Origin of the sequence: Paenibacillus gallinarum (assembly GCF_014836635.1) — a bacterium.
Lineage (GTDB): Bacteria > Bacillota > Bacilli > Paenibacillales > Paenibacillaceae > Paenibacillus > Paenibacillus gallinarum.
In genome coordinates this window covers 534,453-560,649 of record NZ_JACSQL010000001.1, presented here as the reverse complement: position 1 = coordinate 560,649, position 26,197 = coordinate 534,453, and the positions used below count along the sequence as shown (strand labels likewise).

At 42.8% G+C, this 26,197-nt stretch carries 23 protein-coding genes; 9 read left to right on the top strand and 14 right to left on the bottom strand.

The genetic code is table 11. From position 1 onward, the window contains the following. Positions 1 to 69: 69 nt before the first annotated feature. The 9 genes from citZ to H9647_RS02700 all read right to left on the bottom strand — a co-directional run bounded on the left by citZ (position 70) and on the right by H9647_RS02700 (position 10,899). Entirely contained in the window at positions 70 to 1,182 is a 1,113-nt protein-coding gene (citZ, locus tag H9647_RS02740; protein ID WP_191797951.1) for a citrate synthase, read from the bottom strand. Between the two features lie 307 nt (positions 1,183 to 1,489). After that, positions 1,490 to 1,885, bottom strand: coding sequence for an FxsA family protein (locus H9647_RS02735; RefSeq protein WP_191797949.1), 396 nt, complete (start codon positions 1,883 to 1,885; stop codon positions 1,490 to 1,492). 6 nt (positions 1,886 to 1,891) lie between these two features. Beyond that, positions 1,892 to 2,410: an acyl-CoA thioesterase gene (locus H9647_RS02730; protein WP_404822580.1), complete on the bottom strand. Its 519-nt coding sequence runs from the start codon at positions 2,408 to 2,410 to the stop codon at positions 1,892 to 1,894. A gap of 107 nt (positions 2,411 to 2,517) precedes the next feature. Continuing rightward, a complete protein-coding gene (gene pyk, locus H9647_RS02725; protein WP_191797946.1) occupies positions 2,518 to 3,933 on the bottom strand; it encodes a pyruvate kinase in 1,416 nt (471 codons plus the stop codon). Positions 3,934 to 4,073: 140 nt separating this feature from the next. Further along, a complete protein-coding gene (locus H9647_RS02720) occupies positions 4,074 to 5,039 on the bottom strand; it encodes an acetyl-CoA carboxylase carboxyltransferase subunit alpha (protein ID WP_191797945.1) in 966 nt (321 codons plus the stop codon). A gap of 1 nt (position 5,040) precedes the next feature. Continuing rightward, a complete protein-coding gene (gene accD, locus H9647_RS02715) occupies positions 5,041 to 5,931 on the bottom strand; it encodes an acetyl-CoA carboxylase, carboxyltransferase subunit beta (RefSeq protein ID WP_191797944.1) in 891 nt (296 codons plus the stop codon). Positions 5,932 to 6,142: 211 nt separating this feature from the next. Beyond that, positions 6,143 to 6,331, bottom strand: a complete 189-nt coding sequence (locus tag H9647_RS02710) for a glutamate decarboxylase (RefSeq protein ID WP_191797943.1) — start codon at positions 6,329 to 6,331, stop codon at positions 6,143 to 6,145. A gap of 171 nt (positions 6,332 to 6,502) precedes the next feature. After that, positions 6,503 to 6,994: a phosphatidylglycerophosphatase A family protein gene (locus tag H9647_RS02705; RefSeq protein WP_191798629.1), complete on the bottom strand. Its 492-nt coding sequence runs from the start codon at positions 6,992 to 6,994 to the stop codon at positions 6,503 to 6,505. A gap of 197 nt (positions 6,995 to 7,191) precedes the next feature. Then, positions 7,192 to 10,899 (bottom strand): DNA polymerase III subunit alpha, encoded by a 3,708-nt coding sequence (locus H9647_RS02700; protein WP_191797942.1) that lies wholly within the window; start codon positions 10,897 to 10,899, stop codon positions 7,192 to 7,194. 154 nt (positions 10,900 to 11,053) lie between these two features. Here H9647_RS02700 and H9647_RS02695 point away from each other — a divergent pair, with 154 nt between their 5' ends. From H9647_RS02695 to H9647_RS02685, 3 genes are all read left to right on the top strand, one after another. Then, positions 11,054 to 11,380, top strand: coding sequence for a YtrH family sporulation protein (locus H9647_RS02695; RefSeq protein WP_191798628.1), 327 nt, complete (start codon positions 11,054 to 11,056; stop codon positions 11,378 to 11,380). An 18-nt stretch (positions 11,381 to 11,398) separates the two neighbouring features. Continuing rightward, positions 11,399 to 11,884 (top strand): hypothetical protein, encoded by a 486-nt coding sequence (locus H9647_RS02690; protein ID WP_191797941.1) that lies wholly within the window; start codon positions 11,399 to 11,401, stop codon positions 11,882 to 11,884. 103 nt (positions 11,885 to 11,987) lie between these two features. Beyond that, positions 11,988 to 12,299, top strand: a complete 312-nt coding sequence (locus H9647_RS02685; RefSeq protein WP_191797940.1) for a YtpI family protein — start codon at positions 11,988 to 11,990, stop codon at positions 12,297 to 12,299. A gap of 21 nt (positions 12,300 to 12,320) precedes the next feature. Here the strand turns inward: H9647_RS02685 and H9647_RS02680 are convergent, their stop codons facing one another. The 3 genes from H9647_RS02680 to H9647_RS02670 all read right to left on the bottom strand — a co-directional run bounded on the left by H9647_RS02680 (position 12,321) and on the right by H9647_RS02670 (position 14,582). Then, the gene (locus H9647_RS02680; RefSeq protein ID WP_191797938.1) at positions 12,321 to 13,658 is read right to left on the bottom strand and encodes a DRTGG domain-containing protein; all 1,338 of its coding nucleotides are present in this window, start codon (positions 13,656 to 13,658) and stop codon (positions 12,321 to 12,323) included. A gap of 155 nt (positions 13,659 to 13,813) precedes the next feature. Then, complete coding sequence (locus H9647_RS02675; protein WP_191797936.1) at positions 13,814 to 14,128, bottom strand: hypothetical protein; 315 nt, start codon at positions 14,126 to 14,128, stop codon at positions 13,814 to 13,816. A gap of 106 nt (positions 14,129 to 14,234) precedes the next feature. Beyond that, entirely contained in the window at positions 14,235 to 14,582 is a 348-nt protein-coding gene (locus tag H9647_RS02670) for a YlbF family regulator (protein ID WP_160032930.1), read from the bottom strand. Positions 14,583 to 14,776: 194 nt separating this feature from the next. Here H9647_RS02670 and H9647_RS02665 point away from each other — a divergent pair, with 194 nt between their 5' ends. From H9647_RS02665 to H9647_RS02645, 5 genes are all read left to right on the top strand, one after another. Beyond that, positions 14,777 to 16,144: a YheC/YheD family endospore coat-associated protein gene (locus H9647_RS02665; RefSeq protein WP_191797934.1), complete on the top strand. Its 1,368-nt coding sequence runs from the start codon at positions 14,777 to 14,779 to the stop codon at positions 16,142 to 16,144. A 31-nt stretch (positions 16,145 to 16,175) separates the two neighbouring features. Continuing rightward, positions 16,176 to 17,291 (top strand): YheC/YheD family endospore coat-associated protein, encoded by a 1,116-nt coding sequence (locus H9647_RS02660; protein WP_191797932.1) that lies wholly within the window; start codon positions 16,176 to 16,178, stop codon positions 17,289 to 17,291. Positions 17,292 to 17,399: 108 nt separating this feature from the next. Then, positions 17,400 to 18,773, top strand: a complete 1,374-nt coding sequence (locus H9647_RS02655; protein WP_191797930.1) for a YheC/YheD family endospore coat-associated protein — start codon at positions 17,400 to 17,402, stop codon at positions 18,771 to 18,773. Beyond that, positions 18,773 to 19,882 carry a YheC/YheD family endospore coat-associated protein gene (locus H9647_RS02650; protein ID WP_404822579.1) on the top strand — a complete coding sequence of 370 codons (1,110 nt, stop codon included), beginning with the start codon at positions 18,773 to 18,775 and terminating at the stop codon, positions 19,880 to 19,882. Before H9647_RS02655 ends, H9647_RS02650 begins: the two co-directional genes overlap by 1 nt. 16 nt (positions 19,883 to 19,898) lie before the next feature. Further along, positions 19,899 to 21,002: a YheC/YheD family endospore coat-associated protein gene (locus tag H9647_RS02645; RefSeq protein WP_191797928.1), complete on the top strand. Its 1,104-nt coding sequence runs from the start codon at positions 19,899 to 19,901 to the stop codon at positions 21,000 to 21,002. 141 nt (positions 21,003 to 21,143) lie between these two features. On the opposite strand, the gene H9647_RS02640 is transcribed toward H9647_RS02645, so the two are convergent. Next, positions 21,144 to 21,830: an HAD family hydrolase gene (locus tag H9647_RS02640; RefSeq protein WP_191797926.1), complete on the bottom strand. Its 687-nt coding sequence runs from the start codon at positions 21,828 to 21,830 to the stop codon at positions 21,144 to 21,146. A 382-nt stretch (positions 21,831 to 22,212) separates the two neighbouring features. On the opposite strand from H9647_RS02640, the gene H9647_RS02635 reads away from it, so the two are divergent. Continuing rightward, on the top strand, positions 22,213 to 24,873 hold the full coding sequence (locus H9647_RS02635) for a cation-translocating P-type ATPase (RefSeq protein WP_191797924.1): 2,661 nt from the start codon (positions 22,213 to 22,215) through the stop codon (positions 24,871 to 24,873). Positions 24,874 to 24,971: 98 nt separating this feature from the next. Here the strand turns inward: H9647_RS02635 and yfkAB are convergent, their stop codons facing one another. Beyond that, complete coding sequence (gene yfkAB / locus H9647_RS02630) at positions 24,972 to 26,114, bottom strand: radical SAM/CxCxxxxC motif protein YfkAB (protein ID WP_191797922.1); 1,143 nt, start codon at positions 26,112 to 26,114, stop codon at positions 24,972 to 24,974. Positions 26,115 to 26,197 lie beyond the last annotated feature (83 nt).

The following is a 26,197-nucleotide window of genomic DNA, read 5'->3' as shown; positions in this document are numbered from 1 at the left end:
CCAGCAAAAATCTCCTTCACGGAAACTATTGCCAAGGGCGCCTTCTTTTATTATACATGTTTCTAGGGATTAGCGACGCTCAATCGGGATATACTTTTGATTCGTAGGACCGGTATACTCTGCCCGAGGACGAATAATCCGGTTATCAGAAAGCTGTTCCAAGATATGAGCTGTCCACCCAGATACACGACTGATTGCAAAAATCGGTGTGAACAATTCTCTATTAATACCAAGCTGCGTATAGACAGAGGCTGAATAGAAATCAACATTTGGTTTCAGACCTTTTTGTGAGGTAATCAACTCTTCAATCTGAACTGACATCTCATATAGATCGGTATTCCCTTTTTGCTCTCCAAGTTCAAGAGACATTTTTTGCAGATGTTTTGCACGCGGGTCGCCGTTTTTGTAAACTCGATGTCCAAAACCCATGATTTTCTCACGGTTATCCAGTTTATCTTGAATATAGGATTCTAGCTTATCTACTGAACCGATCTCACTCAGCATCTTCATTACCGCTTCATTGGCTCCTCCGTGAAGTGGGCCTTTAAGCGCTCCAATAGCGGAAGTTACACCAGAATAAATATCGGATAACGTAGCTACCGTCACTCGTCCAGCAAAGGTTGAGGCATTAAGTTCATGATCTGCGTGAAGTACAAGTGCTTGATCAAGCGCTTTTACAGATGTTTCCGACGGTTCTTCACCCGTCAGCATATACAGGAAATTCTCGGCAATGGATACACCCTGTTTAGGCGCTACCGGTTCGTTTCCTTCACGAATTCGGGCAATCGCTGCAACGATGGTTGGAAGCTGAGCTTGCAATTTCACGGCTTTGATCTCATTTGCTTCTTGAGAATCGTCTTCTGCATTCTCATCATAGAGAGCCAACGCTGAAATGGCAGAACGAAGAGCCGCCATTGTGTTTTGTTTTTTGGGATATAATTTAATTTGAGAAATAAGGGCATCAGGAATGGGTGCATATTCACTTAGCTTCTGTTTTAGATTATCCAGTTCAATCCTGTTCGGCAGTTTGCCAAACCAGAGCAGATAAGCAACTTCTTCAAAGCAAGCATTTGAAGCTAAATCATCAATATCATACCCACGATAAGTGAGGACGCCGTCAACAATGGAACTGATTGAGGAAGTTGTCGCCACAATGCCTTCAAGTCCTTTGGTAGCTGTCATTTTACACCTCTCCTTTTGTTACAAAATAGAGTTCTAATTAAAAATGAAAACAGTTACATTATTAAAGATTCGTAAGAAATTTCAGACTCTACAGACATCATGTGTAAAAGTATCACTTCCATCATCATACTGGATTTTGTCGATGATGTGAACAATTTGAAGGTTTCAAAGGATATCAAAGATTTCTTTCACAGGCATAAGTATTTTTTTGTAATCACTTTCATTGACAAATAAGGATCGCTATGTACATATTTTCCTACCATAAAAAGGAGCAGGAAGAAAATATTCTTCCTGCTCCTATAAATAATCAGAATCGCCGATGAATTCTAATTTTTCCTTCTTTCAATTTCTTCTCCAACCATTTTAATAAAAAGATTCGATATAATGGTCTTGTTAGCGGAAAGAGAAGAGTAAAGCCAATAATATCAGTTATAAACCCTGGAATGACAAGTAGCATGCCCCCTACAAATACACAGAGGCCATCTAGCATCTTACGGCCAGGCACCTGGCCATTTTGCATTTCTCTTCGGGTGTCCTGCATTACTTTACGGCCTTCAAATTGCATCATCGCTATCCCGATCAGCGATGTTAAAACAATCAACAAAATCGTGGATCCAGCGCCGATTCTTTCACTTACCCATATAAATCCAAACAATTCCACACCGGGAATGATTAAAAGCGCAGCCCACATCCAATTTCGCATGTACGGTTACTCCCTTCCAAGCCTTAAAGCCTTACTTAATGCATCGTACAGCTTCGGAAAACTTTTATCAAGTCTAACAGGCCGAAAATCACCGTTTACCCATGCATGCTGTGTAGTGCCGGTAACAAGAAGTTCACCTGGAAGCTCCGCAGATGAGGTGATAGGTCCTAAGGAGATCGGGCTTTGCCCTGTTAATGACAAGTTCTCATCTCTCCGCACTTCATACTCATAAGTAAGCCGAACACTGCTCATTTGATTGATTCGAGTCCAAACGGTGACATAATCATCATATTTGGCAGGTTTTTTGTATTTCAGATCAAGACCGATTACAGGTAACAGTACCCCTGCTTCTTCCATACTGCGATAAGTGAGTCCAAGACTACGAATCATCTCCGTTCTGCCGATCTCAAACCAATTCACATAATTGGCATGGTACACAACGCCCATTTGGTCACTTTCCTGATAACGCACGCGAAAACAAGCACCGAACCACGCACTTTTCTCTTGTTCGTCCCTATCCTTAATCGGACTCATAGGTTTTCACTCCCTTTACAAAGGTTCATTCCTGTGAAAAAAGCAATGGGACCCATTGGCCCCATTGCTTTTTGTCGTTTTTATTTTAATTAATATGATTAGATATGATCGATTTTAATGAGGTTAGTAGAACCAGAGCGTCCAAGTGGAATACCTGCTGTAATAACAACAAGATCGCCTTCTTCTACAATACCGGATTTTTTGCCGCCTTCTACAGCATTTGCAAACAATCCGTCCGTAGTATCACAAGGATTACCTTTAACTGGAGTTACGCCCCAAGTCAAAGCCAGCTTACGCATCGTACGGTCTTCATTTGTTACAGCTACGATTGGAGCTTCAGGACGGTATTTGGAAACCATACGAGCAGTATGACCAGATTCCGTTGAAGTAAGAATCGCTTTTGCATGTAGTTCATACGCACTGATCGCAACAGATTGGCTGATCGCCTCAGTTACTGTGATTTCTTGAGCACTGCGTTGTTTTTTATAAAGTTCTTTGTAGTTCAAAGCAGATTCTGCTTTTTCTGCAATACGAGCCATTGTCAGAACTGACTCCACTGGGTATTTCCCTGCTGCTGTCTCACCAGACAACATGATTGCATCTGTACCGTCAAAGATTGCGTTCGCAACGTCACTCGCTTCTGCACGAGTTGGACGAGGGTTACGCTGCATAGAATCCAGCATTTGAGTTGCTGTAATTACTGGTTTACCAGCAATGTTACATTTCTCAATCATGCGTTTTTGCACAAGAGGTACCTCTTCTGCAGGAATTTCTACACCAAGATCACCACGAGCAACCATTAAACCATCTGAAACTTCAAGAATTTCATCAAGGTTATCAACACCTTGTTGGTTTTCAATTTTGGAGATAATGTGGATATGGCCAGCGTTATGCTTTTCAAGCAATTCGCGAATTTCAAGTACGTCACTTGCTTTACGTACGAAGGAAGCCGCAACAAAATCGATACCTTGCTCGATTCCGAAAATGATATCGTTAGCGTCTTTCTCGGTAATACCTGGCAGGGAAATGTTAACTCCTGGTACGTTTACGCCTTTTTTGCTCTTAATCGTACCGCCGTTAACGATACGGCATTTAATTTCTGTACCATTTACTTCCACTACTGTCAAACCGATCAAACCGTCATCAATCAAAATTGTTGATCCTGGAGATACATCTCCTGGCAAAGCTTCATAAGTAACAGAAATACGATCTTTGTTACCAAGGATTTCTTCGGTTGTAAGGGTTACAAACTCATCTTGAACTAGTTCAATTGGTTCTACTTCAAGTTTACCTGTACGAATCTCAGGACCTTTGGTGTCAAGCAAGATTGCAACAGTCTTGTTCAATTCTTCAGAAGCCTGACGAATCGTTTTAATACGTGCTCCATGCTCTTCATAATCACCGTGGGAGAAGTTTAGACGTGCCACATTCATACCAGCCATGATCAACTTTTTTGTGTTCTCCAACGATTCACTGGAAGGACCAATGGTACATACAATTTTTGTTTTGCGCATTTTTGTAGTTTCCTCCGTTTTCAAGACTCTCTTTATATATCCTTTTCCAACAATTAAATCTACTACAAATTTCGTCATTTGTATAGGAACTTTGTCATATTAATCTTTGCCGAAAGAAGAATCTTCTAAAAGAGTCTCTTTTATTTTTTTAAATTCTCTTGAAATTTTCCAATTTTGCGGAATTTATTGTAGCGATCTCGACGAAGTTCTTCCCCTGTCATACTTATTAACTCGGAAAGATGCTGTTCAATCATTAGTCTAATTGACTTGGCTGTCGCTTCATAATCAAGATGAGCCCCGCCCTTAGGTTCAGGAACGATATCTTCAATAACTTCCATCTCTATTAGATCCTGTGCTGTAATCTTCATAGCTTCTGCTGCTTGATCTGCCTTCGTGGCATCTTTCCACAAGATAGAAGCCGCGCCGTTTGGCGAAATCACAGAATAAATGGCATGCTCCAGCATAAGTACACGGTTCCCTACGGCCATCGCTAATGCTCCGCCGCTTCCACCTTCACCAATTACGACACAAATGACAGGTACAGACAGCTTCGCCATTTCAATTAAGTTACGAGCGATAGCTTCTGACTGTCCTCTTTCTTCCGCTGTTTTACCAGGATAAGCACCTTTAGTATCAATAAACGTGATGATCGGACGGCCAAACTTGTCCGCTTGACGCATCAAACGAAGTGCTTTTCGAAACCCTTCTGGATGAGCGCTTCCGAAAAATCGTGCAATGTTATCTTTGGTATCTTTGCCTCGTTGCTGACCAATAACCGTTACTGGTCTACCTCCAAGTTTAGCAAGACCCCCTACTACTGCTAGATCATCACCAAACAGGCGATCGCCATGAAGCTCCATGAAATCGGAAAATATAAGCGTTATAAGATCTAGTGAGGTCGGACGCTGATGGTGCCTTGCGATATGCATTTTCTGAGGAGCCGTGATGGAAGAATATACTTCTTCTTCAAGCTTGGCATAACGCTCTTCTAATCGGTTTACTTCTTCTGTAAAGTCAATTCCTTTTTCAAGACCGAACTGCTGAAGCTCTTCAATCTTCTTGCGCATCTCCGTAAGGGGCGCTTCATGTGGCAACTCTCCCGCCAACTTACACCTCTCCCTTCACTTCGTGCATATCTAGTAATTTGGCTAGAGTAGTGCGTAAATCTTTACGATGTACTACCATGTCCAGCTGTCCATGCTGCAAGTTAAATTCAGCAGTTTGAAAATCATCTGGCAACTTTTGACGAATGGTTTGCTCAATTACAATTCGGCCAGCGAATCCGAAGATAGCGCCTGGTTCCGCAATATTAATATCACCAAGCATAGCAAAGCTGGCAGATACACCACCTGTAGTCGGATCAGTAATTACAGAGATGTACAGCCCCCCCTGCTCGTCCAATCTGGCAAGAGCACTGCTTGTTTTGGCCATCTGCATTAAACTTAAGATGCTCTCCTGCATTCTAGCTCCTCCGGATGTGGAGAAGATAATGAGAGGCCATTTTTTCTCAGTCGCTTTCTCTATAGCGCGGGTGATTTTTTCACCAACCACAGAACCCATGCTTCCCGAAAAAAAGTCAAAACTCATTACACAGACCACTACAGGATGGCCATCTATGGTACCTTCACCAGTGACTACAGCATCCTTCAGACCTGATTTCATGGTTTGTTGTTCAAGCTTTGATTTGTATCCTGGGAACTCTAATGGATCCACTGAAACCATATCCGAATCATATTCGATAAAGCCTTCATCAAGTGTCATCTTGATACGTTCCATTGCATTTAAACGCATATGATAGCCGCATGAAGGACAAACTTTCAGATTCTTCTCAAGCTCTTTGCTATATTGAATCGTGCCGCATTTGCTGCACTTGTTCATGAGCCCTTCCGGGATCTCACGTCTTGGGCGGTCCACTCCTTCAGGAGCATCATTCTGCCCTGTTCGCTCTGAAGGTATGGTCGCGTATTTCCGCTTTTTCTGGAATATATCTTTGAACACAACTACACCTCTTCAGCCGTAAATTTGATGGCTTGCTAGTCTAGATATGACCAGCCATTAACAACATAGCATGGGCAAACATAAAAAGTGCCTATACGCAAAAAAAAGAGGAGACAGACACACACAGACAAGGGAGTCGTTCGCTCTTTCCTTTAAATTCCCTGCCGCATAAAATAGGTCCGCAAACAAGAATAGAACTCCATTGCTTCATTTAGGAATGCAAGATGGAATTCAGTACTTCCTGAACCTCTTCTAACTCACCGGAGGGAACGAGAATTTCATACTGTTGCTTGGATAAACTGATGGGACGGGTCTGTACTAGAAATCCTTCATCCGCAAGCCGAGTTTTTAGTCTGTCAGCAATTTTTGCTGTCGGTGCAATATATATCACCGTCCACATGCCATTTCCGCCCCCTAAGCCTTATGATCAAAGCTCGCATAATGGCTTAATGATAACATACCTCTCTTTTTTTCCGCAAGAAAGGCTTGGAGGCAGAATGATTCATGTGTCGTTTTATCCTATTCATGTAACTATTGTTTTCGCCTATTTTCACTTAAGATAAACCTTTATTTATGGATTAAAAGGATAATTTTTGGCGCTGATATTTTTATGAGCAATTCTTGCAGATGCCGCAGCGGCAAGACCTGCAACTAAATCATCCAAAAAAACATGAACTCCTGAATTTTTGTCATTCAGTGTTTCAATGATCCCCATCTTCTCTTTATCTAAATAGCCAAAACTCGTTAGCCCAATCATTCCGTATACACTGGTAATACCAAGTGCTAGAGTCTCGTCCACACCATAAAGGGGCTCATCAGCTTCGAGTAGTGCCTGAAGAGGCTGAGGTAACAGTTTTTTCTCAGCGAGCTCATCCAGTGCAATTCCCGTGTAAAGTGTATACTGAACTTCCCGTTTACATAGAACCGCACGAACACTCTCCACACACTCTTCTTCTTTCAGTTCCGGGTGAAACTTCTTCTGAAGGGTGAAAACGATCTCTGCAATCGATTCAATCGTCACACCTCGTTGTTTCAGCATCGCTTCCACAATCTCATATGACATCCGCTGATTCCCCCATCCCTGTAGGCGTAATTGTCTCATTTTGAAAAACTCGCAACAAAGTGAGAGCAAACCATCTACTTAAAAATGCACCAAATGTTTGGTGTTTCTAAGTGTATGCAGCCGGGATGGAAATTGTTCATAAAAAGTACGTAAAATGAATCATCACAAGACCTTCCCATTGCTTCCATCAAGAGTAGTTACTTCACTACGACAGTTCCCTTACCAAGAATTTCTTCAAGCCCGGCAATCAGTTCTGGAGAAGGTTTAATACTATAAGCTTCGCTTAACGCTCTGTAGGACCTGTGCTCCTCATAGAATAAGACGGTTGTTACGGGTCCCGGATGTTGCTGTAATACAGCCTTCAGTTTTGTAAGGACACCTGACTTTTCCGCTGCTGATGTTATCTTCATATACACCCGCTGTTTTACACGCACATTAGGTTTAGGTGTTGACTCGTTACCTAATCCCGCCTTAGCTGCCCCTTTCGCTTTGTGAGAAGCATGAGAAGCACCACTAGGCGCTGTATTCACTCTAGCACTGTTCGTTGCTTCAGAATTTCGTTGTGGAAAAGGAGACGGGGTTGTCTTCTTCTGAACAGAAGAACCATATTTTTTATCCTGCCGCCCTGTGCTTCGCTGCTTTTGTAAGGCAAGGCGATGTAAGTTCTCACCTGATAAAGGAGCTATTTCGTCAGCAAGAAGCTTAAATCCTTCATCCTGAAGCTGTACTTTGGCACGAATCGCAAGTAATACACCTTTGTCAATCAGCTGCTCGTTTTTCCGCCATACTTCTGGGAAAAGAACCACTTCTGTCCGCTCGATCTGATCCTCAAGCTCCATAAATGCCATCGATTTTCCTTGTTTGGTAGTAATCTGTTTGACCGAAACCACCATGCCTGCTGTTACGACCACCGACTCATCTTCGGCATCTGGAAGTTCCATCAACTTACTTGCTTCTTCTGCCTCTAAAACTTCACTATAATGGTCAAGCGGGTGTCCAGAAAGGTAAAGCCCAAGCAGTTCACGCTCGAGTTCAAGTTGCTGCGACATGCTATGTTCAGGTATATTCGGATACTCAATCTCCCAATTTGGCGTTTCTACAAAATCAAAGAGTTGAATCTGTAAGTCTTCTCGTTCTTTCCGCCATTTTAGTGCTGCTTCCACCACTTCATCGAGCATGGCAAGCAGCTGTGCGCGGTGGCCTGGAAGCTGGTCAAAAGCACCTGCCTGAATCAGCGATTCAATCACACGTTTGTTGCAGACCCTGAGGTCTACTCTTCTGCAAAAATCAAGCAAACTTTCAAATGGTCCATCTTTACTGCGAACAGCAAGAATACTCTCCATTGCTTGTGTTCCGACATTTTTAATGGCAGCCAGCCCAAATCGGATACACCCCTGCGAGTTTTCCTCTTTTGCCGAGTTCTCTCCCAGAGAGTTTTCGTTACGTCCTACGACTGGAGTGAATAAAATTCCGCTCTCATTCACATCAGGCGGTAGAATCGGGATGCCCATTCGTCTGCATTCAACGACATATTCCGCTACTTTCCGGTGATTTCCCATGACCGCAGTTAACATGGAAGCCATAAATGGTGCAGGATAATGTGCTTTTAAATACGCGGTTTGAAATGCCAAAATTCCATAGGCAGCCGCATGCGCACGCGGGAATCCGTAGTTAGCAAAACGAACAATCATGTCATAGACTTGATCCGCTTCTTCCTTGCTATATCCTTGCGCCGCACTTCCTTTAACAAAGTGTTCTCGTTCACGATTAAGCACTTCTCTCTTTTTCTTGGACACGGCTCTGCGTAGCAAATCTGCTTCTCCAAGTGAGAATCCGGCCATGCTTGAAGCAATCTGCATGATCTGTTCCTGATATACGATAATACCGTACGTATCTTCTAGAATAGGGATGAGATCTTTATGCGGATACTCCACTTCAATGAGTCCATGCTTACCTTGAATATACTTAGGAATAAATTCCATTGGACCCGGACGATATAGAGCAAGTACCGAGATAATATCTTCAAAAACAGAAGGTTTTAGATCTTTCAGTACCCTCCGAATTCCTGCAGATTCCAATTGGAAAATGCCCGTAGTATCCCCACTTCCTAGCATTTCGTAAGTCTTAGGATCATCATCAGAGATATACCGAAAATCTGGTGCCTTACCTTCCTGTTCACTAACCCAGCACAGGCAGCGTTCAATAATAGACAACGTTCTTAGTCCCAAAAAGTCCATCTTGAGCAAACCAATTGACTCCAGGTTTTCCATAGAGTACTGCGTCAGAGCGGCCCCTTCGCTGCCTTCCTGAAGAGGAACCACATCTGTCAGCGGATCTCTCGATATGACAACACCAGCCGCATGTGTCGAAGCATGTCTTGGCATGCCTTCTACTTTTTTCGCCATATCCAGCAGTTCTCTTGTTTTTGGCTTGGTTTCATAGAGTGCTTTGAGTTCAGGAGTAAGTTCGAGTGCCTTGGCAATATTCATGCCAATCTGACCGGGAATCAGTTTTGCTGCTTTATCAACTTCTGCATACGGAATGCTGAGTACTCTTCCTACATCCCTTACTGCTGCCCTCGCAGCCAGCGTTCCAAAGGTAATAATCTGTGCGACATGCTCACGGCCATATTTTCTGGAAACATAGTCGATGACTTCATCTCTTCGCTCATCGCTGAAGTCAATGTCGATATCGGGCATCGTAATTCGCTCGGGATTTAGGAATCGCTCAAAAAGAAGCCGATATTTTATCGGATCGACATTCGTAATGCGTAAAACATAGGCGACAAGGCTTCCCGCTGAGGAACCCCGTCCTGGCCCGGTTGCAATGCCCTCTTGATGTGCATAGGCAATAAAATCCCAGACAATTAAGAAATAGTCAGAGAACCCCATTTCTTCAATAACACCAAGCTCATAATAGAGCCGGTCAAATAGTTCCTTTTTCCCTTCATCACTGTTCCACTTACTTGTGTCCTCATAACGTGATCTAAGTCCTTCTTCACACAGCTGTTTAAGATATTCGCCTGGTGTGAGTCCTTCTGGTATCGGTCTATAGGCCGGCAGAATATAGTTCCCAAACTCAAGTTTCAAGTCGGTACGGTCAGCGATCCGTACTGTATTTTCAATAGCTTCTGGTACGTGCGGGAACAGACTTTGCATCTGTTCACTGCTCTTTAAATAAAGCTGGCTTGAGGGGATACGAAGTCGGTCTTCATCATCCACGGTCTTACCCGTACCAATACAAATGAGTACGTCCTGAACTTCCGCATCCTCTTCAGACAGATAATGAGCATCGTTCGTTGCAACGAGCGGAATATCCAGCTCTTTTGATAGACGAATGAGTTCAGGATTCACTCGTTTCTGTTCAGCGAGACCGTGATCTTGCAGTTCAAGATAAAAGCGGTCTCCAAATATCGTTTTATAACGAATAGCAGCCTCTCTAGCTTCATCTATACGTCCCATTAGTAAATGCTGTGGAATTTCTCCTCCAAGACACGCACTTAAACAGATGATTCCTTCATTGTATTGCGCGAGGCTCTCCATATCGATTCGAGGCTTATAATGAAACCCTTCCAAATGACCAATCGAGCAAAGTTTCATTAGGTTTTGGTAACCGATATGATTCTGAGCAAGCAATATCAAGTGATAAATGGGTTGATCTTTGCGGTTTCCCCGTTCATGACGAGAACCTGCTGTTATATAAGCTTCACAGCCGATAATTGGCTTGATTCCTTTTGCTACACATGCTTTATAAAAAGGGATTGCTCCGTACATGACCCCGTGGTCTGTTAAAGCAAGAGCCTTCATCCCGTCGTTCGCTGCCTTGTCCACGAGCTCTACAATCCGTGCAGCACCGTCAAGCAGGCTGTATTCGCTATGAACATGTAAATGCACAAATGAACTCATGACCGTTACATCCTTCCCTTAATCATATTTCACGTATTTTATCTTTTCTATTTTATCATAACAAGGTAGGCTCCGCCCATAGAATAGAGTACAAGCAAGCTATGTCCTTCCTTTCTAGTATTAAACGAAGGAGGACAGAAAGGAGCCTGACCACATTATGAGTTTCATGTCTAAGATTATCCTCGATTTCTTTATTGCGTTTGGCATCGTACTCGGCGGGGCAATGCTCGGTGGAGTTGGTGCTGTCGTTTCCCTTCAGCCTCCTACTCAGACGATGCTGGATGTTGCAGGCAGAATAAAAATTTGGGCCCTGGCCGCCGCTGTCGGTGGAACGATTGATCCCATGCGTGTCATAGAAAGCAATATGCTGGATGGGAACTTATCTCCGGCAATTAAACAGATTTTGTATCTCATTTTTGCTTTTTTAGGTGCTCATATGGGGACAGAGTTAGTCAAATGGATATGTACCACACGAAACTAGGAAGGAGGTAAACGTTCCATGCGTGTACCGCCAACCTATCTTTTACGTCCTTTTATACAATTATCCGGTGTCTTTGTGCTGGGTATGATTATCGGTTGCGTTGTCTATAATGCAGTGTTTCACGCAAGTTACAATGAGCTGTGGCTTGAAAACAAAGATTTAAAAATTCAAGAAGAACAGTATATAGAAGATATAAAAAACTTAAAAAAATACAGTAAACGACAAACTGTAATCAAAGAAATTAACGTTCGTGCAGAAGAATCAGACAAGATCCCCGACTCGGTTTCTGTGAAGGAGATTATACAACTGTTAGGTGATGAACTTGAGGTGCTGCGGGGCAGAGATGTATACAACATCGATGAGTATAGTAAAATGACCCGAATTATGATGGATAAAAAAACATACACCGTGAGAGAGAAGCCCTACTCTGTCAAAATTACAACCATGCTTGTTATGGAAGGTGTGCTTCAAGTATGGGTCGAAATCACGCCCTTATTTCGGTAAGGAAGCCTAAATCCCATGGGAATTTTTTCAATATATTGAGGAAATTCATGATACAATGAAGACAACATGTATATTTTTCCCAAAAGGAGCTGTCTTACCAATCATGCTAGATATCATTAGATACGTTCTATTCGCACTGTTACTCATCTCTACAATCACTGCTGGTATTTCAAGCGTTCGCAGCAGACGATCACGTAATCTGCAACAAAGAGGCATTTTACAAGCGATCAGTAATATTTGGATGGGCATCATGCTGATCGTACTGGCATGTATCCAGATGTTCATGTTTCAGGGGTCTACGGTTGCTGTCATCATAGAAGCTCTCTTTCTCGTTCTAGGTGCATTCCATGTATTTTCCGGTATTCGTAACCGCAGTTACTATGCGAATCAAAAAAGCGAAAAGTCCCCTGTATAAGGTTGGACTTTTCGCTATATTTTACACCCTGTCAATCGCTTGAAGGGTCATGATTGCTTTACAGATTAACTTATTATCTTCATGGATAATATCAATATCCAATTTACAGTTAAGTCTGCTGATTTCAAGAACTCTCGGCACAATACTAATCTTGTCTTCAATCTGTACAGGCCGGACAAAATAAGTCGTAATATTCTCCAATACGTGATCACTGCCTGTCTTTTCCTGAGCAGCTTTATAACCTGCCTGCGTCATTAGGTTGACAAGCACACCTTCCGATATCGTCCCTAAATCCGTAGCCATCTGGGGAATTACAATCCCATTAAATCTAGTCTCTCCTTCGGGTCCGCGCTCTTCTACAAAACCATTCCAAATCAAATGATCGAACGTTTCACCAAGCTGGGGTTGTTTCTGCGCTTCTCGCATGGCATCCAGCACTTCTCTTCGCTTGACGGAGGTGATCAGCTTCCGATTCCGGTCCACTATAGGTAAATAATCAATGCCCTCCGAAGCCATTAACTGAGCCGCAGAAGCGAGAGAAGTTTTGAGGGTTGCTGTAACTGGCTTACGAACCACACATTTCTCTATCGCCTCGTTCTGATCGAGTTCGATGACATCTTTGCGAGTAATAATCCCGATGACCCGATTCCATTCATCTATAACGGGAAAACGGAGCTCGCCTGTTTCCAAGACAAGTCTGCTGAAATCGGAAACCGTACTGCTAAGTTTAAGATAATAGGATCTGGGCTTATCTCCTACGATATCTTCAACAAGCATAATCTTTTTCTTAATCAGCCGATCAAAAATAGCCCTATTGATCATAGATGCTACTGTAAAGGTGTCATGTCGGGATGAGATAATAGGAAGGCTCAGCTCATTCGCAAGCTGGATCACCTCTGCACTCGTCTCGAATCCTCCTGTAATCAGCACCCCAGCCCCCTGATTCAAAGCCAGCAAATGGGCATTGTCCCGATTTCCTACGATGAGCAAGCTGTCTGCATCAATGTATTTGGCCATTGCTTCTTCTTTCATTGCACCGATAACATACTTATGGAGTGGCTTAGAAAGCCCCTCTCTGCCTCCCAGAACATATCCTTCCACAATCTCTACTACATCTCCAAACGTCAACTGTTCAGAAGCACCGCGCAGTCTTTTCTCTACTCTTATCGTTCCAACTCTTTCTCTCGTAACAACAAGTCCCGCATTTTCTGCTTCCTTTACAGCCCGGTATGCCGTTCCCTCACTTACACCAAGTTCTTTTGCCAATCCACGAACTGATATTTTTGTTCCGATTTTTAGTTGTCTTATGTATTCAAGAAGCTGCACATGCTTCGTAACCGTTTCTTCGTTCCCTTCCAATCTGTTACACCCCTTTTTTTCCGAACTGTACTAGTCTGTACTTATTATATCACGAACTACATAAAATAACCAAAATTAGGCTTTAAATAGAAACACAAAAAAGGCTGTTCTGAAGCCATTTCTAGCTTACAGAACAGCCCTCGCTCGTGAAAGATTCACTGTGAACGCTCCTTAGCAGGAACAATCTTTACCGTCTTCCCACGCTCCTTATCTTCCGTCCACTTCAGTTCCCACTGACGAAGTTTAGATTTGCGTACCCGGTCAAGTGCTTTTCTCTTCTCTTCGTCTACACCAAGAATAAAGTGTAGATTGGCACCAATAACGAGAAGGGCAAAAGCTAACCAAGTAGCGCTGAATGCAGCACTCCATCCGGTAAACGAAAGATTAGGTAAGGCATACAATGTCATTCCACCGGCAATAAGCATGTAGAAAATATGTTTTGCCTTCGATAATTTTAACTTACCTACCATATTTCTCACTCCTCTTTCTCATGAATCTATATATCTACTCTATGAATGAGAAGTGGTAAATATGTGGACAAATTAGTAAGCGTGAGAAAACAGAGAGTAGATCCTACTAATTTGCAGGTCCGCCATATAGATGTTGCAGACTTTCCATAATAATTTTGTTCACATCTTCAATGATCACACTCAAACGGCGTTCTGCTTCAAATAGTCTGCGGATATTTAGATTCAGACTGAGAACTTCAAATGATTTTTCCATTTGTTCCATCTCTTCTTGAGCTGGCATATCACCTGACATCATACGCTGTTGAATTTCGTTTTGGCGTCTGCGGAAGTCTTCGAGCATACGTTTGCTATCTGGATCTGCATCCACCAATTTCATAGCTGCTGTAATTTCCTGTACTTCTTCGCTTTCTTTCAGTGCTTTTGCAAGTTCGTTAGCTTTGTCATGAACATTCATTATTAATTCCTCCCAGCTGATTTTAAATAATACTTCATTTCTAGGTTAGATTTCAGGCAAGTTAAAAACAATTTTAAAAAGTAGGTCAATCACCAAGGGATATATGTCCTCATATGATGAATCACATGCATTGTTCTATTACCCATTCCACCCTAAAACAGACATCTTGTTTGCCCCCTGGAAGGAGATCCACGATGTCAAAGAAAAAAGTAGCGATCCAAATAAGCGGATCTGGCCTTCTGCAGGATGACGTCGTGATGCTCGGGGATAAATTTCTCAAGCAATGGAAAATCCCCACTGGACGTCCGTTAATCCTCGCATTCGGAAGTTTCAATCAGGAAGTAACCGTTCTTTCCGTCCCAAAATACGAAGGGATGCGAATGAGTCCATCCTTAGCTAAGAAACTGGGTCTCATTCACCGTTCTGTCCTTCAAATTCGTTATCATGCCGACAGCCGTACACTACGTATTGGTCCGCTCATTAGTGTTCTAATCAGCAGAGACCACCCGGATCAGCTTGAAAAACCTTTTGGTTCAATCACCATGTTCTGTAGAGAACTGGTCGGTGCGTGTCAAAAACAGGGTGCGTATGTGTATTTCATTACTCCAAGTCACATCGAAACGGTAACTGGGCAAATCGAAGGCTGGATTTACGACGATGGCTGGAAAAAAACAGTCATGCCAGTAGCCGACGTCATCAATAATCGGCTTACTTCACGCAAACTTGAGAATAAACCTAGCGTACAGCATTTTGTGAAGGAAGTAAAATCCCTGTACGGGACACAGATGTATAATGAGAAATTTCTCGATAAGCATGAAGTATTCGAAGCGTTAAAAACAAATGCTGGACTAAAACGATATTTGCCTGAATCACACTTACTTAAGTCCTTCTCTAGATTTAAAAGTATGTGTTTGGCTCACCCCGTTGTATTTCTAAAACCTGTACGGGGCAGTCTTGGCAAAGGTATTATTCGGATTTCACGGCAAACGGACGGCTCATACCTGACTCATGCCACCTTAGTAGGCGGGGTACAGAAACAAGCTTATCCTACTCTCGCCAAACTTTTCACAGGTTTATCAGGAAAGATGAAAACAACAAAATTCCAAATCCAACAAGGGATTACGCTTATTGATATTGGAAAAAAACCCGTAGACTTCAGAGCCTTAGTCCAGAAGAATAACACAGGAAAGTGGAAGGTTACCTCTATTGTGGCGCGGATCGCCGGAGGAAGCCATTTTGTGTCGAATCTGGCTAGAGGCGGCTCACTTAGTACGTTAAAAGAGGCGGTAAATAAAACTCCACTCCCTCCGGAAGTCAAAAAAAATGCCCTTGCGCAAATGCGCCGAGCAGCTCTTGAAATTGCTGTAGCCATTGAAGAAACCATTCCAGCTCATTTTGGAGAACTCGGTATTGATCTTGCTATGGATACATCAGGGAACATTTGGCTTATTGAGGTGAATTCCAAACCTTCCAAAAATGATAATACACCGCTTTCGGATAACAAGATACGCCCTTCTGTGAAAGCTATGCTTGAATATTCTGCCTATTTGGCAGGCTTCTAAATCCATACATCAGAAAGGAGGAACATGAGATATGCAAGGTACACTCGGTACTCTCGGAGTTCTCGTTAATGAACGAGAAGGTTCACCTCCTTTTGCGGATGAAGTCTTCTGCCAGAGGTTATGTCAGGAAAGTAATAAATTTGATATGGAAGTCGTCGTTATTACTCCTAAAGGATCTGCACCTAATGGGAAATATCATGGATATCGCTATGTAAATGAGAACTGGACTCAGGAAACGATTGATTTGCCTGATCTGATTTACGACCGTTGTCTCACTCCAGTTCCCGGAATATTCCGGCGCAGATTGCGCCAGGCAAGCAAATCTACTTCCCGCAAAATCCGGTTTCTCTCCAGAGCACTGCCAGGCAAATGGCATGTTTATCAGACGCTGAAATCATATGAAATACTGCATAAACATTTACCGGAAACCGAACTTTACACCTCTAAGGACCAGTTGAAAACATGGCTAAAAAAACATCCGGATGGCGTTTTTCTGAAACCGCAAGCAGGATCACATGGCAAAAGCACCGTGAGGGCACAGTGGATTTCATCGGAGCAAACTCTCTATATTCAGGGACGAAATCGGTACAATCGGAGCTTCGAGAAACGATTCCCCCATCTCTCTTCCGGCCTTGCACAGCTACATCGTATTCTCATTGCCAAACCTTATATTATCCAGCCATTTTTGCCGCTTACGAATAAAGATATGAAACCATTCGATCTTAGAGCTTTGGTACAAAAAAATGGCTCTGGACAATGGGATCTTAGCGGGCTAATTATTCGGGAAGGCACAGCAGATAGTCTTACCTCCAATCTTCACGGTGGCGGAACAGCAAAGAATGCCCACTCCTTCCTTGAGCAAGAATTCGGGAAAGAAACTACCGCTCTCCTTTTCGCACAAGCAGCAACGCTATCTGCTCTCATCCCGGGTATTCTAGAAAGCCGCTATGGAAGGCTCAGCGAGCTGGGTATTGATTACGGAATCGACCGAAGCGGTCATCTATGGATTCTTGAAGTGAACTCTAAACCGGGGCGCGCTGCCTTCCTTCTGTCCGGTGATTCCGAGAGTATAAATAAAGCTTGTAATCGGCCGCTAGAGTATGCTCGTTATCTACTGCTCCGTTCACAAGGATCACCTATTCATTAGAGTAACCACAAATAAGAATGGAATAAATCCCTCCAAAGCAAACTGCCAGTTCTGTAATTATACACATCAATAATCCTTTGCGTTTTTGGGATAGGAGGATAAAAATAAATGAGCCTGACATTATGCAATTTGCATTTTACGAAGCGGCCGGAGAAAATCATTTATCTATCTAATGCACTCATTAAAAATTTTCAATTATCCGGTAAAAAGAACATTCATATCCGGCTGGGTAAAAATCGGATTCAAGTAAATCTAAAGCCAATGAAGAAAAGCGGAAAACATATCTATCTTTCAAGTGGTGTGCGCAGTGCGATTCAGGTACCAACGACAGGCGGCATCCTTGTTAAAAACGTCGAAGGCGATGAAGTTCATCTCGGACCACTGATCGGGATTTTATCTGACGGCCCTCTATCAGCTACCAAACCCTTTGGTTCAAGAACCGGCTTTGTGAAGCAGTTACTCAGAGAAGGTAATCAGAAATCATACACTTTTGGTTTTACACCGCGAGATATTGACTGGGGCAGCGAAACGGTATACGGGTATTTCCTTAACAGCTCTGGAGGATTTGTCAGAAAGCGTGTACCGCTCCCTGATGTGATCTACAATCGTTTGCCAAGCAGAAGATCTGATTTCTCGCATTCTACAAACCAGCTCCGAGATCGCTTTGAACGTAGAAACATCCCTTTTTTCAACTGGAGTTTTTTTAATAAATCCGATATTTACAAACTTCTCGAAGATGATCAAACCGTCAATGGTTATGTACCCGAGTCCCATCTTAATCCAAGCATGGAGCTTATCAATGAAATGTTAGAAAAACATCAGATTGTGTATTATAAACCTTCTTCCGGAAGCCTGGGTCAAGGTATCTATCGATTGACCTATTTGCCGAGTCGCGGATATTTTTGCCGTTATCGTAAAGCGGGTGGTAATGTTCTTCTGCGCTTTAAGACATTTAAAAGTCTTGCCCGAATGTTAAAATCAAAACTTGGCTCGGTGTCTCATGACTATGTTGCACAGCAAGGAATCAGACTCATAGAAATTGACCGCTGCCCTATCGATTTTCGATTTCACATGCACAAGAACGGAAACAACAAATGGGTCGTCGTGGGGATCGGGGCTAAAAAAGCCGGAAAAGGCTCCATTACCACCCACATAAAAAACGGCGGTTCTTTAATGACACCAGAACAAGCGCTCACCAAAACATTTGGCAGCAGGTCATCTGAAGTTTTGCAAAAAACAAAAGATGTCGCTATTAAACTTGCGGAGGCCATTGAGTTTCATCATAAGCACGTTCTTGGTGAAATTGGATTTGACCTTGGCATTGATCAGGAGGAACACGTATGGATGTTCGAAGCGAACGCAAAACCGGGGCGATCGATCTTCCGTCACCCTCAGCTCAGAACAGAGGGGAAAGCATCGGTGGAACACATAGTAGACCACTGTTTATATCTAAGTCAGTTCCATCAGAGGGAAGATTTGTGATTGGTGAGAGCCGGGACACAAAGCCTACTATTGCGATTCTGACCATGCATGACAAGAAGCTTCTCTTTCGGGGAAACCGCAACAATTTTCGCGACATTATTAACACCGGTGAAGAGCTTGGATGTTCCGTGTACATCGTAACCGTCCGCGACCTGAAGCTGTCTTCTCGAGAAATTAAAGGATACCGCTATGATGCACACGTAAAGGAATGGGTCCAAGACCTGTTCCCCCTTCCTCAGGTGATCTATAACCGTATTCCTCAGCGGGAAGATGAACAGGATCCATTGGTAAAGAAAAAGATACAGGAGTGTCTGGATCATCCGGGCATTACTCTGTTCAATCCTTATTTTTTTAATAAATGGGATCTGTTTGAATGGCTCAGTAAAGTGAAGTCTACCCGTGATTTTATCCCTTATACCAAAAAACTTCGAACCAGGCGTGGATTAGGAAAAGTACTCGAGCAATATCCTTATGTTTATTTAAAGCCGGAAAACGGGAAAGCAGGCAAAGGAATTATGCGGCTTACCTTTCAGAAGAAAGAAAAACTGCCCTTTATACTTCGGATTCAAGATAACAAAAAAAGTGTGACGTACAAGGCAGCTACCCTTCAAAAACTTTGGAACAGAGTCCAATTAGAAACGGAAGATTGCAAGTATATCATTCAGCAAGGAATCAAACTCGCCACCTATAAAGGCCGGCCTTTTGATCTTCGCGTACTGGTCCAAAAGAACAGTAAAGGATTATGGAGTCTCTCGGGAATTGGAGCTAGACTTGCAGGACTTAAAAGTATTACAACCCATGTTCCCCGCGGTGGCAGCATAGAGGATCCGTTTGAACTGCTGTCTGAAGTATTCGGTTCAGAAGGAGCAAGCCAAATTATGAATCATGTGAAAGAGACTGCCATCACTATTGCAAAACAAGTGGAAAAGGCAGCAGGTCATAGACTCGGTGAGATGTCCATGGATCTCGGTGTTAACCCGAGCGGAGGCATCTGTTTCTTTGAAGCGAATGCAAAACCGATGAAATTCGATGAACCTTTAATACGTAAGCGGTCACTGGAGCGAATTATTCATTACTGCACCTATTTAGCGAAACAAATAGAAAATTAGAGAAGGTGATCCTTTTATGCCGTCACCTGTCCTAGGCATACTCACTCTGTATCTTAACGATAAAAAGCATCTTGAAGAGAAAAAAGTGTATGAGAAGATGATTGAAGAAGGCCAAAAGCTGGGCATTGACGTGTATGTATTCACTCCCTCCGATGTAAATTCCAGCAAAGAACTGATTCATGCCCTAATGTATCTGCCTGAGCAGAATCGCTGGATACGCAAATGGCGTTCTTTTCCGGACCTCATCTTTGATCGCTGCCGGATTCAGCGGGGAGAACGATTTCAGGAACTGCTTCGTTTTCGCAAAAAATATGCTCATCTTCTATTCCTAAATCGTCCGCTTCGTAATAAGTGGACCCTGCATCAAGTGTTGAATAAAAAAGCACTCTTTCGCCCCTTCTTACTCGATACTAAACTGTATGGAAGCACGGCTGATGTCAAATCAATGCTAAAAAAACACAAACTTCTTTACCTGAAACCGATTAACGGCACGGGCGGGCGCGGAATTTTACGTATCGAGCGCAGCTCAAGAGACACTAACATCTTACTTGTACAAGGACGGGATCAGCAGAGACGTATCATCACTCCAAGAAAGATTCAAACAGAGAATATATCCACGTTACTGCCATCTGAAGATATGGGAACTCGGTATATTATCCAAGAAGGGGTTCAATTAAAACTTCCTAATGGTCGTGTTCATGATTACCGTATGCTCGTGCAGAAGAATAAACATGGGCAGTGGGAATGTACCGGCTGCGCAGGACGAATTGGCGCAGAGCGAAGTGTAACTTCCAATCTGCATGGCGGTGGCAGGGCTGCGGAGATGAACGAACTTTTATCGCGATGGATATCACTTCCGGAAAAACGAAATGAGGTTCGAGAAACGGCAGAAGAGTTCGGTATTGAGATTGCTCAATACCTTGAGAAAACCTACGGAGATTTATGTGAATTGGCTCTTGATCTGGCTATTGATAAGAATGGCCGCATCTATCTTATTGAGGTTAATCCTAAACCGGCACGTGAAGTATTTATTGAGATTGGTCAAGATGAGGTCTATCGTCAGGCCATTATAAAACCTCTCGAATATTCGCTGTGGCTCTATAAACAAAAGAATAAATAACTCTATAAAGATATGCCAAAAACAAGCCGCATATGTTATATCTGTCCACTGGAGCATTCACTTACTCCATGTGGGAAGTATATAACCTTGCGGCTTGTTTTATTTATGTTATGAGGACTCTAAATAGGTATTACCGGTGATCTATTCGGCTTTGTTATACAGTTCGAGCAGCTCCGAGAAATCATTTATGAATGCACTTGAACCCTTCAGTTCATCTTCCTTACCAAACCCAGCATAGGCACAGCCAATAACGGTCTGACCATTCTGAACCCCCGCTTCTACATCGGAAGAACGATCTCCTACCATCCACGCGTTTGTAATCTCATATTTATCTAGAAGCAGCTTCACTAGATCTACTTTTGAAGCAGTGCTGAATTCACCTGCACTATACAGATCGTCAAACCATTCGGTAATCTCGTGAATTTCCGCTACTCCTTTTACATAATGTTCTAGTCCATTACTTGCTACAAAAAGTTTGACACCCTTCTTATGAAGCTCTTGAAGTGTTTCTTTTACTCCTGGATAAAGGACTCCAGATCCTGCTTTTAAATCTTCTAGTTCAAGCTGCAGAAGAAGCTCATCTGCACGAGCCTTTGCCTCATCCGTCGCATTCGGAATTACTTTATTCCATATATCCGGAAGTAACATCCCGAGACATCCAAGCATAAGTTCTTCTGGCGGAGTTGGACCCTCATGATGGCCTTCCTCCCTCAAGATATCAAACAGTCGGTGATATACTGGGATGAGAAGTGATTCTGTTTGAAAAAGAGTACCGTCCATATCAAAAATCATGGCCTCCGGCTTTTTGAGGGTAACCAATCGATTCATTATTGCAGCATCCTTTCCGTATCCAAAATAATTCGAAGTTTATATCGTTCTCTATCTATGATACGCATTTTTTAACAGTCATGTAAACCTGAGTTATGTAAAATATAAATTGAATGAATCCATTTCATAACTCATTTAAAATGGATTCGCTTCACAAAAGATATATATTTATCTTCAGAAATCCGGTGTCTGCTCTTATTTAAGCGGGTAATGAACAGAGTATTTATGATTCAAGCATAACAAGAGGAGGGTGTGGAGAAATTACACTGGAGAGAGATAATAACTTTCTTTTGCTGATGCTTGAAATATACATAAGGCAAAAGAGAATGCAAGCCTGGTTTAAATCTTCGACAGCCAGAATAACAAGGGAGGGAAATTCGAATTGAATTACTATCAACAAAGTAAAGAAGAAGTTCTCAGCAAACTAAATAGTTCAGAACAGGGAATTTCCAGTACAGAAGCACAAAAACGACTGGATTCAGAAGGTTATAATGAACTGAAAGCGAAAGCCAAAGATCCAATATGGAAACTTTTCTTAGAAAACTTTAAAGACCCTATGGTCATTGTGCTTCTCATTGCAGCTGCTGTTCAGCTTTTCCTTGGGCAATATATTGAATCTTTAATCATTTTTCTTGTACTTGTTCTTAACGCCATCGTTAGTGTTGTGCAAACAAGAAAAGCAGAAAGTTCACTTGATGCCCTGCGTAACCTCTCTGCTCCTGAAGCGAAAGTCATTCGAGATGGAGCACGTATAACGATACCTGCCAGAGAACTTGTTCCCGGCGACATTGTGCTGCTCGAGGCAGGAGACAATGTGCCGGCAGACGGACGTATCATTGAATCCGGTAGCCTTAAGGTAAATGAAGGTATGCTGACCGGTGAATCGGAAGCTGTTGAGAAGCATACCGATCCTATAGAAGGTGAAGTTGCTATTGGTGATCGTCTCAATATGGTATTTAGTGGTGCGCTTACCGTTTATGGCCGAGGAACGATTGTCATAACGGCTACTGGAGAAAAAACAGAGATCGGCAAGATTGCAGGCCTGATTGAAAGTGCAGAATCCAAACAAACACCACTCCAGCGTAAATTAGACAAATTCAGTAAAAAACTAGGGATATTCATTCTCATCCTGTCCGTTATTATTTTCGGAGTAGAAGCAGCGCGTATTTACTTTAACAATAATTCAGTAGATATGACTGCATCGATCCTGAATGCTCTTATGTTCGCTGTTGCTGTTGCCGTTGCTGCCATCCCGGAAGCTCTATCATCCATTGTGACGATTGTTCTTTCCGTGGGAACGAATAAAATGGCAAAACAGCATGCGATTATTCGTAAGCTTCCTGCGGTTGAGTCTCTAGGTTCAACAAGTGTAATTTGTACAGATAAAACCGGTACACTGACACAAAACCGAATGACCGTGGTCGATTATTATCTGCCTGAAGGAACCAAAGAAGAATTTCCGGATGATCCAGATACGTTAACCGCTGCAGAACGAAGACTCTTGCACATTGCTGTACTTTGTAACGATTCTCATATCAATGAAGAAGGAAAAGAACTCGGCGATCCGACGGAGACTGCGCTTATTGCGTTCAGTAATAGAAAAAACAAACATTACCGAGAAATTCGGGACCAATTCCCGCGGGAAGCAGAAATTCCTTTCGACTCGGATCGAAAACTGATGTCGACCATCCATACGTTTGATGGACAGAAAACAATTTTGACCAAAGGCGGACCGGACGTACTATTCAGTCGTTGTAATCGTGTCTTCATCCACGGTGAAGAACAACCGCTCAAAGACGAAATGATCGAACAGTTCCGTCATCAAAATGAAGAGTTCTCTAAGCGAGCACTTCGTGTCCTTGCATATGCTTATAAACACATTCCAAATGAAACGACGGAGATCGATGTAAGTGACGAGTATGACCTTGTTCTGGTCGGTCTTACCGCGATGATCGATCCACCGCGCGAAGAAGTCTTTGACTCGATTGTGGAATCCAAAAAAGCAGGAATCCGTACGGTAATGATTACAGGCGACCATAAGACAACAGCTCAGGCTATTGGACGGGATATCGGACTCATGAGTGAGGGAGATATTGCGGTAACAGGTCAAGAACTTGATGCCATGTCTGAACAAGAACTTGATCAAAAGTTAGAACAAATCTCCGTCTATGCCCGTGTTTCACCAGAGAATAAAATTCGAATTGTTCGTGCTTGGCAGAAAAAAGGCCAAATCACCGCAATGACGGGTGACGGAGTTAACGATGCTCCTGCATTGAAACAAGCGGATATTGGGGTTGCAATGGGTAGTGGTACGGACGTAGCTAAAGATGCGTCGGCCATGATTCTGACGGATGATAATTTCGTTTCCATTGTTAACGCCGTTGAAGTAGGTCGTACTGTATTTGATAACATCAAGAAAGCGATCGCTTATCTGTTCGCGGGAAATTTAGGTGCAATTATAGCGATTCTCTTCGCCTTGATTGTGGACTGGATTAATCCATTTACAGCGATTCAGCTCTTGTTCATCAATTTGGCGAATGACTCGCTTCCTGCCATCGCACTCGGGATGGAAAAAGCAGAACCGAATGTGATGTCGCGGAAGCCGCGTGATATTAACGAAGGTATCTTTGCCGGCGGAACGCTCACAGCAGTGATTACCAGAGGTCTCCTTATCGGGATCGCCGTTATTATCTCCCAGTATATTGGGCTTCAACATTCGCCGGAGATGAGTGTGGCCATGGCCTTTACAACGCTGATTTTGGCACGTACCCTGCAGACCTTTGCAGCACGATCCAATCAGCAAACCATTTTCCAGGTTGGCTTCTTGTCCAATAAGTATGTTATTGGAGCCGTCCTACTCTGTTTCGTTCTTTATGGTATTACTTTGCTTCCTGGTGTGCGCGGTATCTTCTCCATTCCAGCAACGTTTGGATGGAATGAGTTCCTTATTGCCGGTGGACTTGCCCTCGGCTCCGTTCTGCTGATGGAAGTAATTAAATTTATTCGAGTAAGCATGCGTAAAGATGATAAGATCACTTCCTAACGAATGAATCTAAAAAGAGGCAGTCACGTATATGACGTGACTGCCTCTCCTTTATTACAATTCTTTTTACCTGCTGATAACACTTATGTTTACTTAAGTTACATCATATCAGTGAGTGCTTTTCTAGTTTTGAAATCTACATCCTTATAATACATATCTGCTACAAGCAGGTTAGGACCACAGCACTGAGCAGCGTCACAAAAACAGTTTACGGTCTGATTGAGTGGATGATTTGTCGTCCATTCTTCAAAAATATCATCAAGCTTCTTATTTTTAATGTTGCCAAAGGCAGGGATATCTGCAAAATCCGTCACATACACATTACCGGTAAACATGTTCACATTAACCCGATTGCGACCATCCGGATCGTTACGAACCGTTACATTTGGCTCTTTATGCAATCTAGAAATTAGCTTGCGATCTTCCTCTCCCCCATTACAAGCGTAGAATGGAAGGGTTCCAAACAACATCCACATGTCTTTGTCTCTAGCATCCAGCAGTCCATGAATACTGGCTCGCATGTCATCTAAGGAAAGCACCGGCAGTGAAGCGGCAAAATTAGACGCATACATCGGGTGCACTTCATGACGTTTTGCCCCCATCTGTCCGATTAAACGATGAATACCAGCTAATTTATCATGCGTGCGATAATTAATCATGGATTCGGCTGATATAAACATTCCTTGCTCACTGAGTTTCAAAGAATTCTCCATCATTTTATCGTACATTCTTGCTGCTACTTCATAATTTACTGGCCGAGGACTGTTTGTAAATCCTACCTCATGCAAATCCTTAGCGCTTAGATAATTAAAGGAAATATGCATAACATCAAGATAAGGCAGCATTTTCTCATAACGACTCAGATCAAGCGTCAGGTTAGAGTTAATCTGGGATCTTATTCCCCGTTCTCTCGCGTATTTCAACAGCGGTACAATCATTTCATCTACCGTTTTTTCGAGAAAACTTGGTTCCCCGCCTGTCAAACTAATCGTCTCAAGATGTTCCACCTGATCGAGTGCCTTGATCATCTCAGAAACAGGCAGTGCAGGTGCCTCTTTCATAACAAGCATGTCTCCTACGGCACAATGTTCACAGCGCATATTACACAAGTGAGTTACTGTCATCTCAACACTTGTCAGCTTATGCTGCCCATATTTTCGCAGTGACATAATAGGATCCCAAGGATCATAAGACGGAGAGATAACTTGTAACGAATTCGATTCATGATTTAATAAACTCATTTTAATTCACCTTACTTCCTAAAATAAACGGATAGCATCAAGCAATCCAATACATTATTAATGATTAATTTCGCATATCAAGT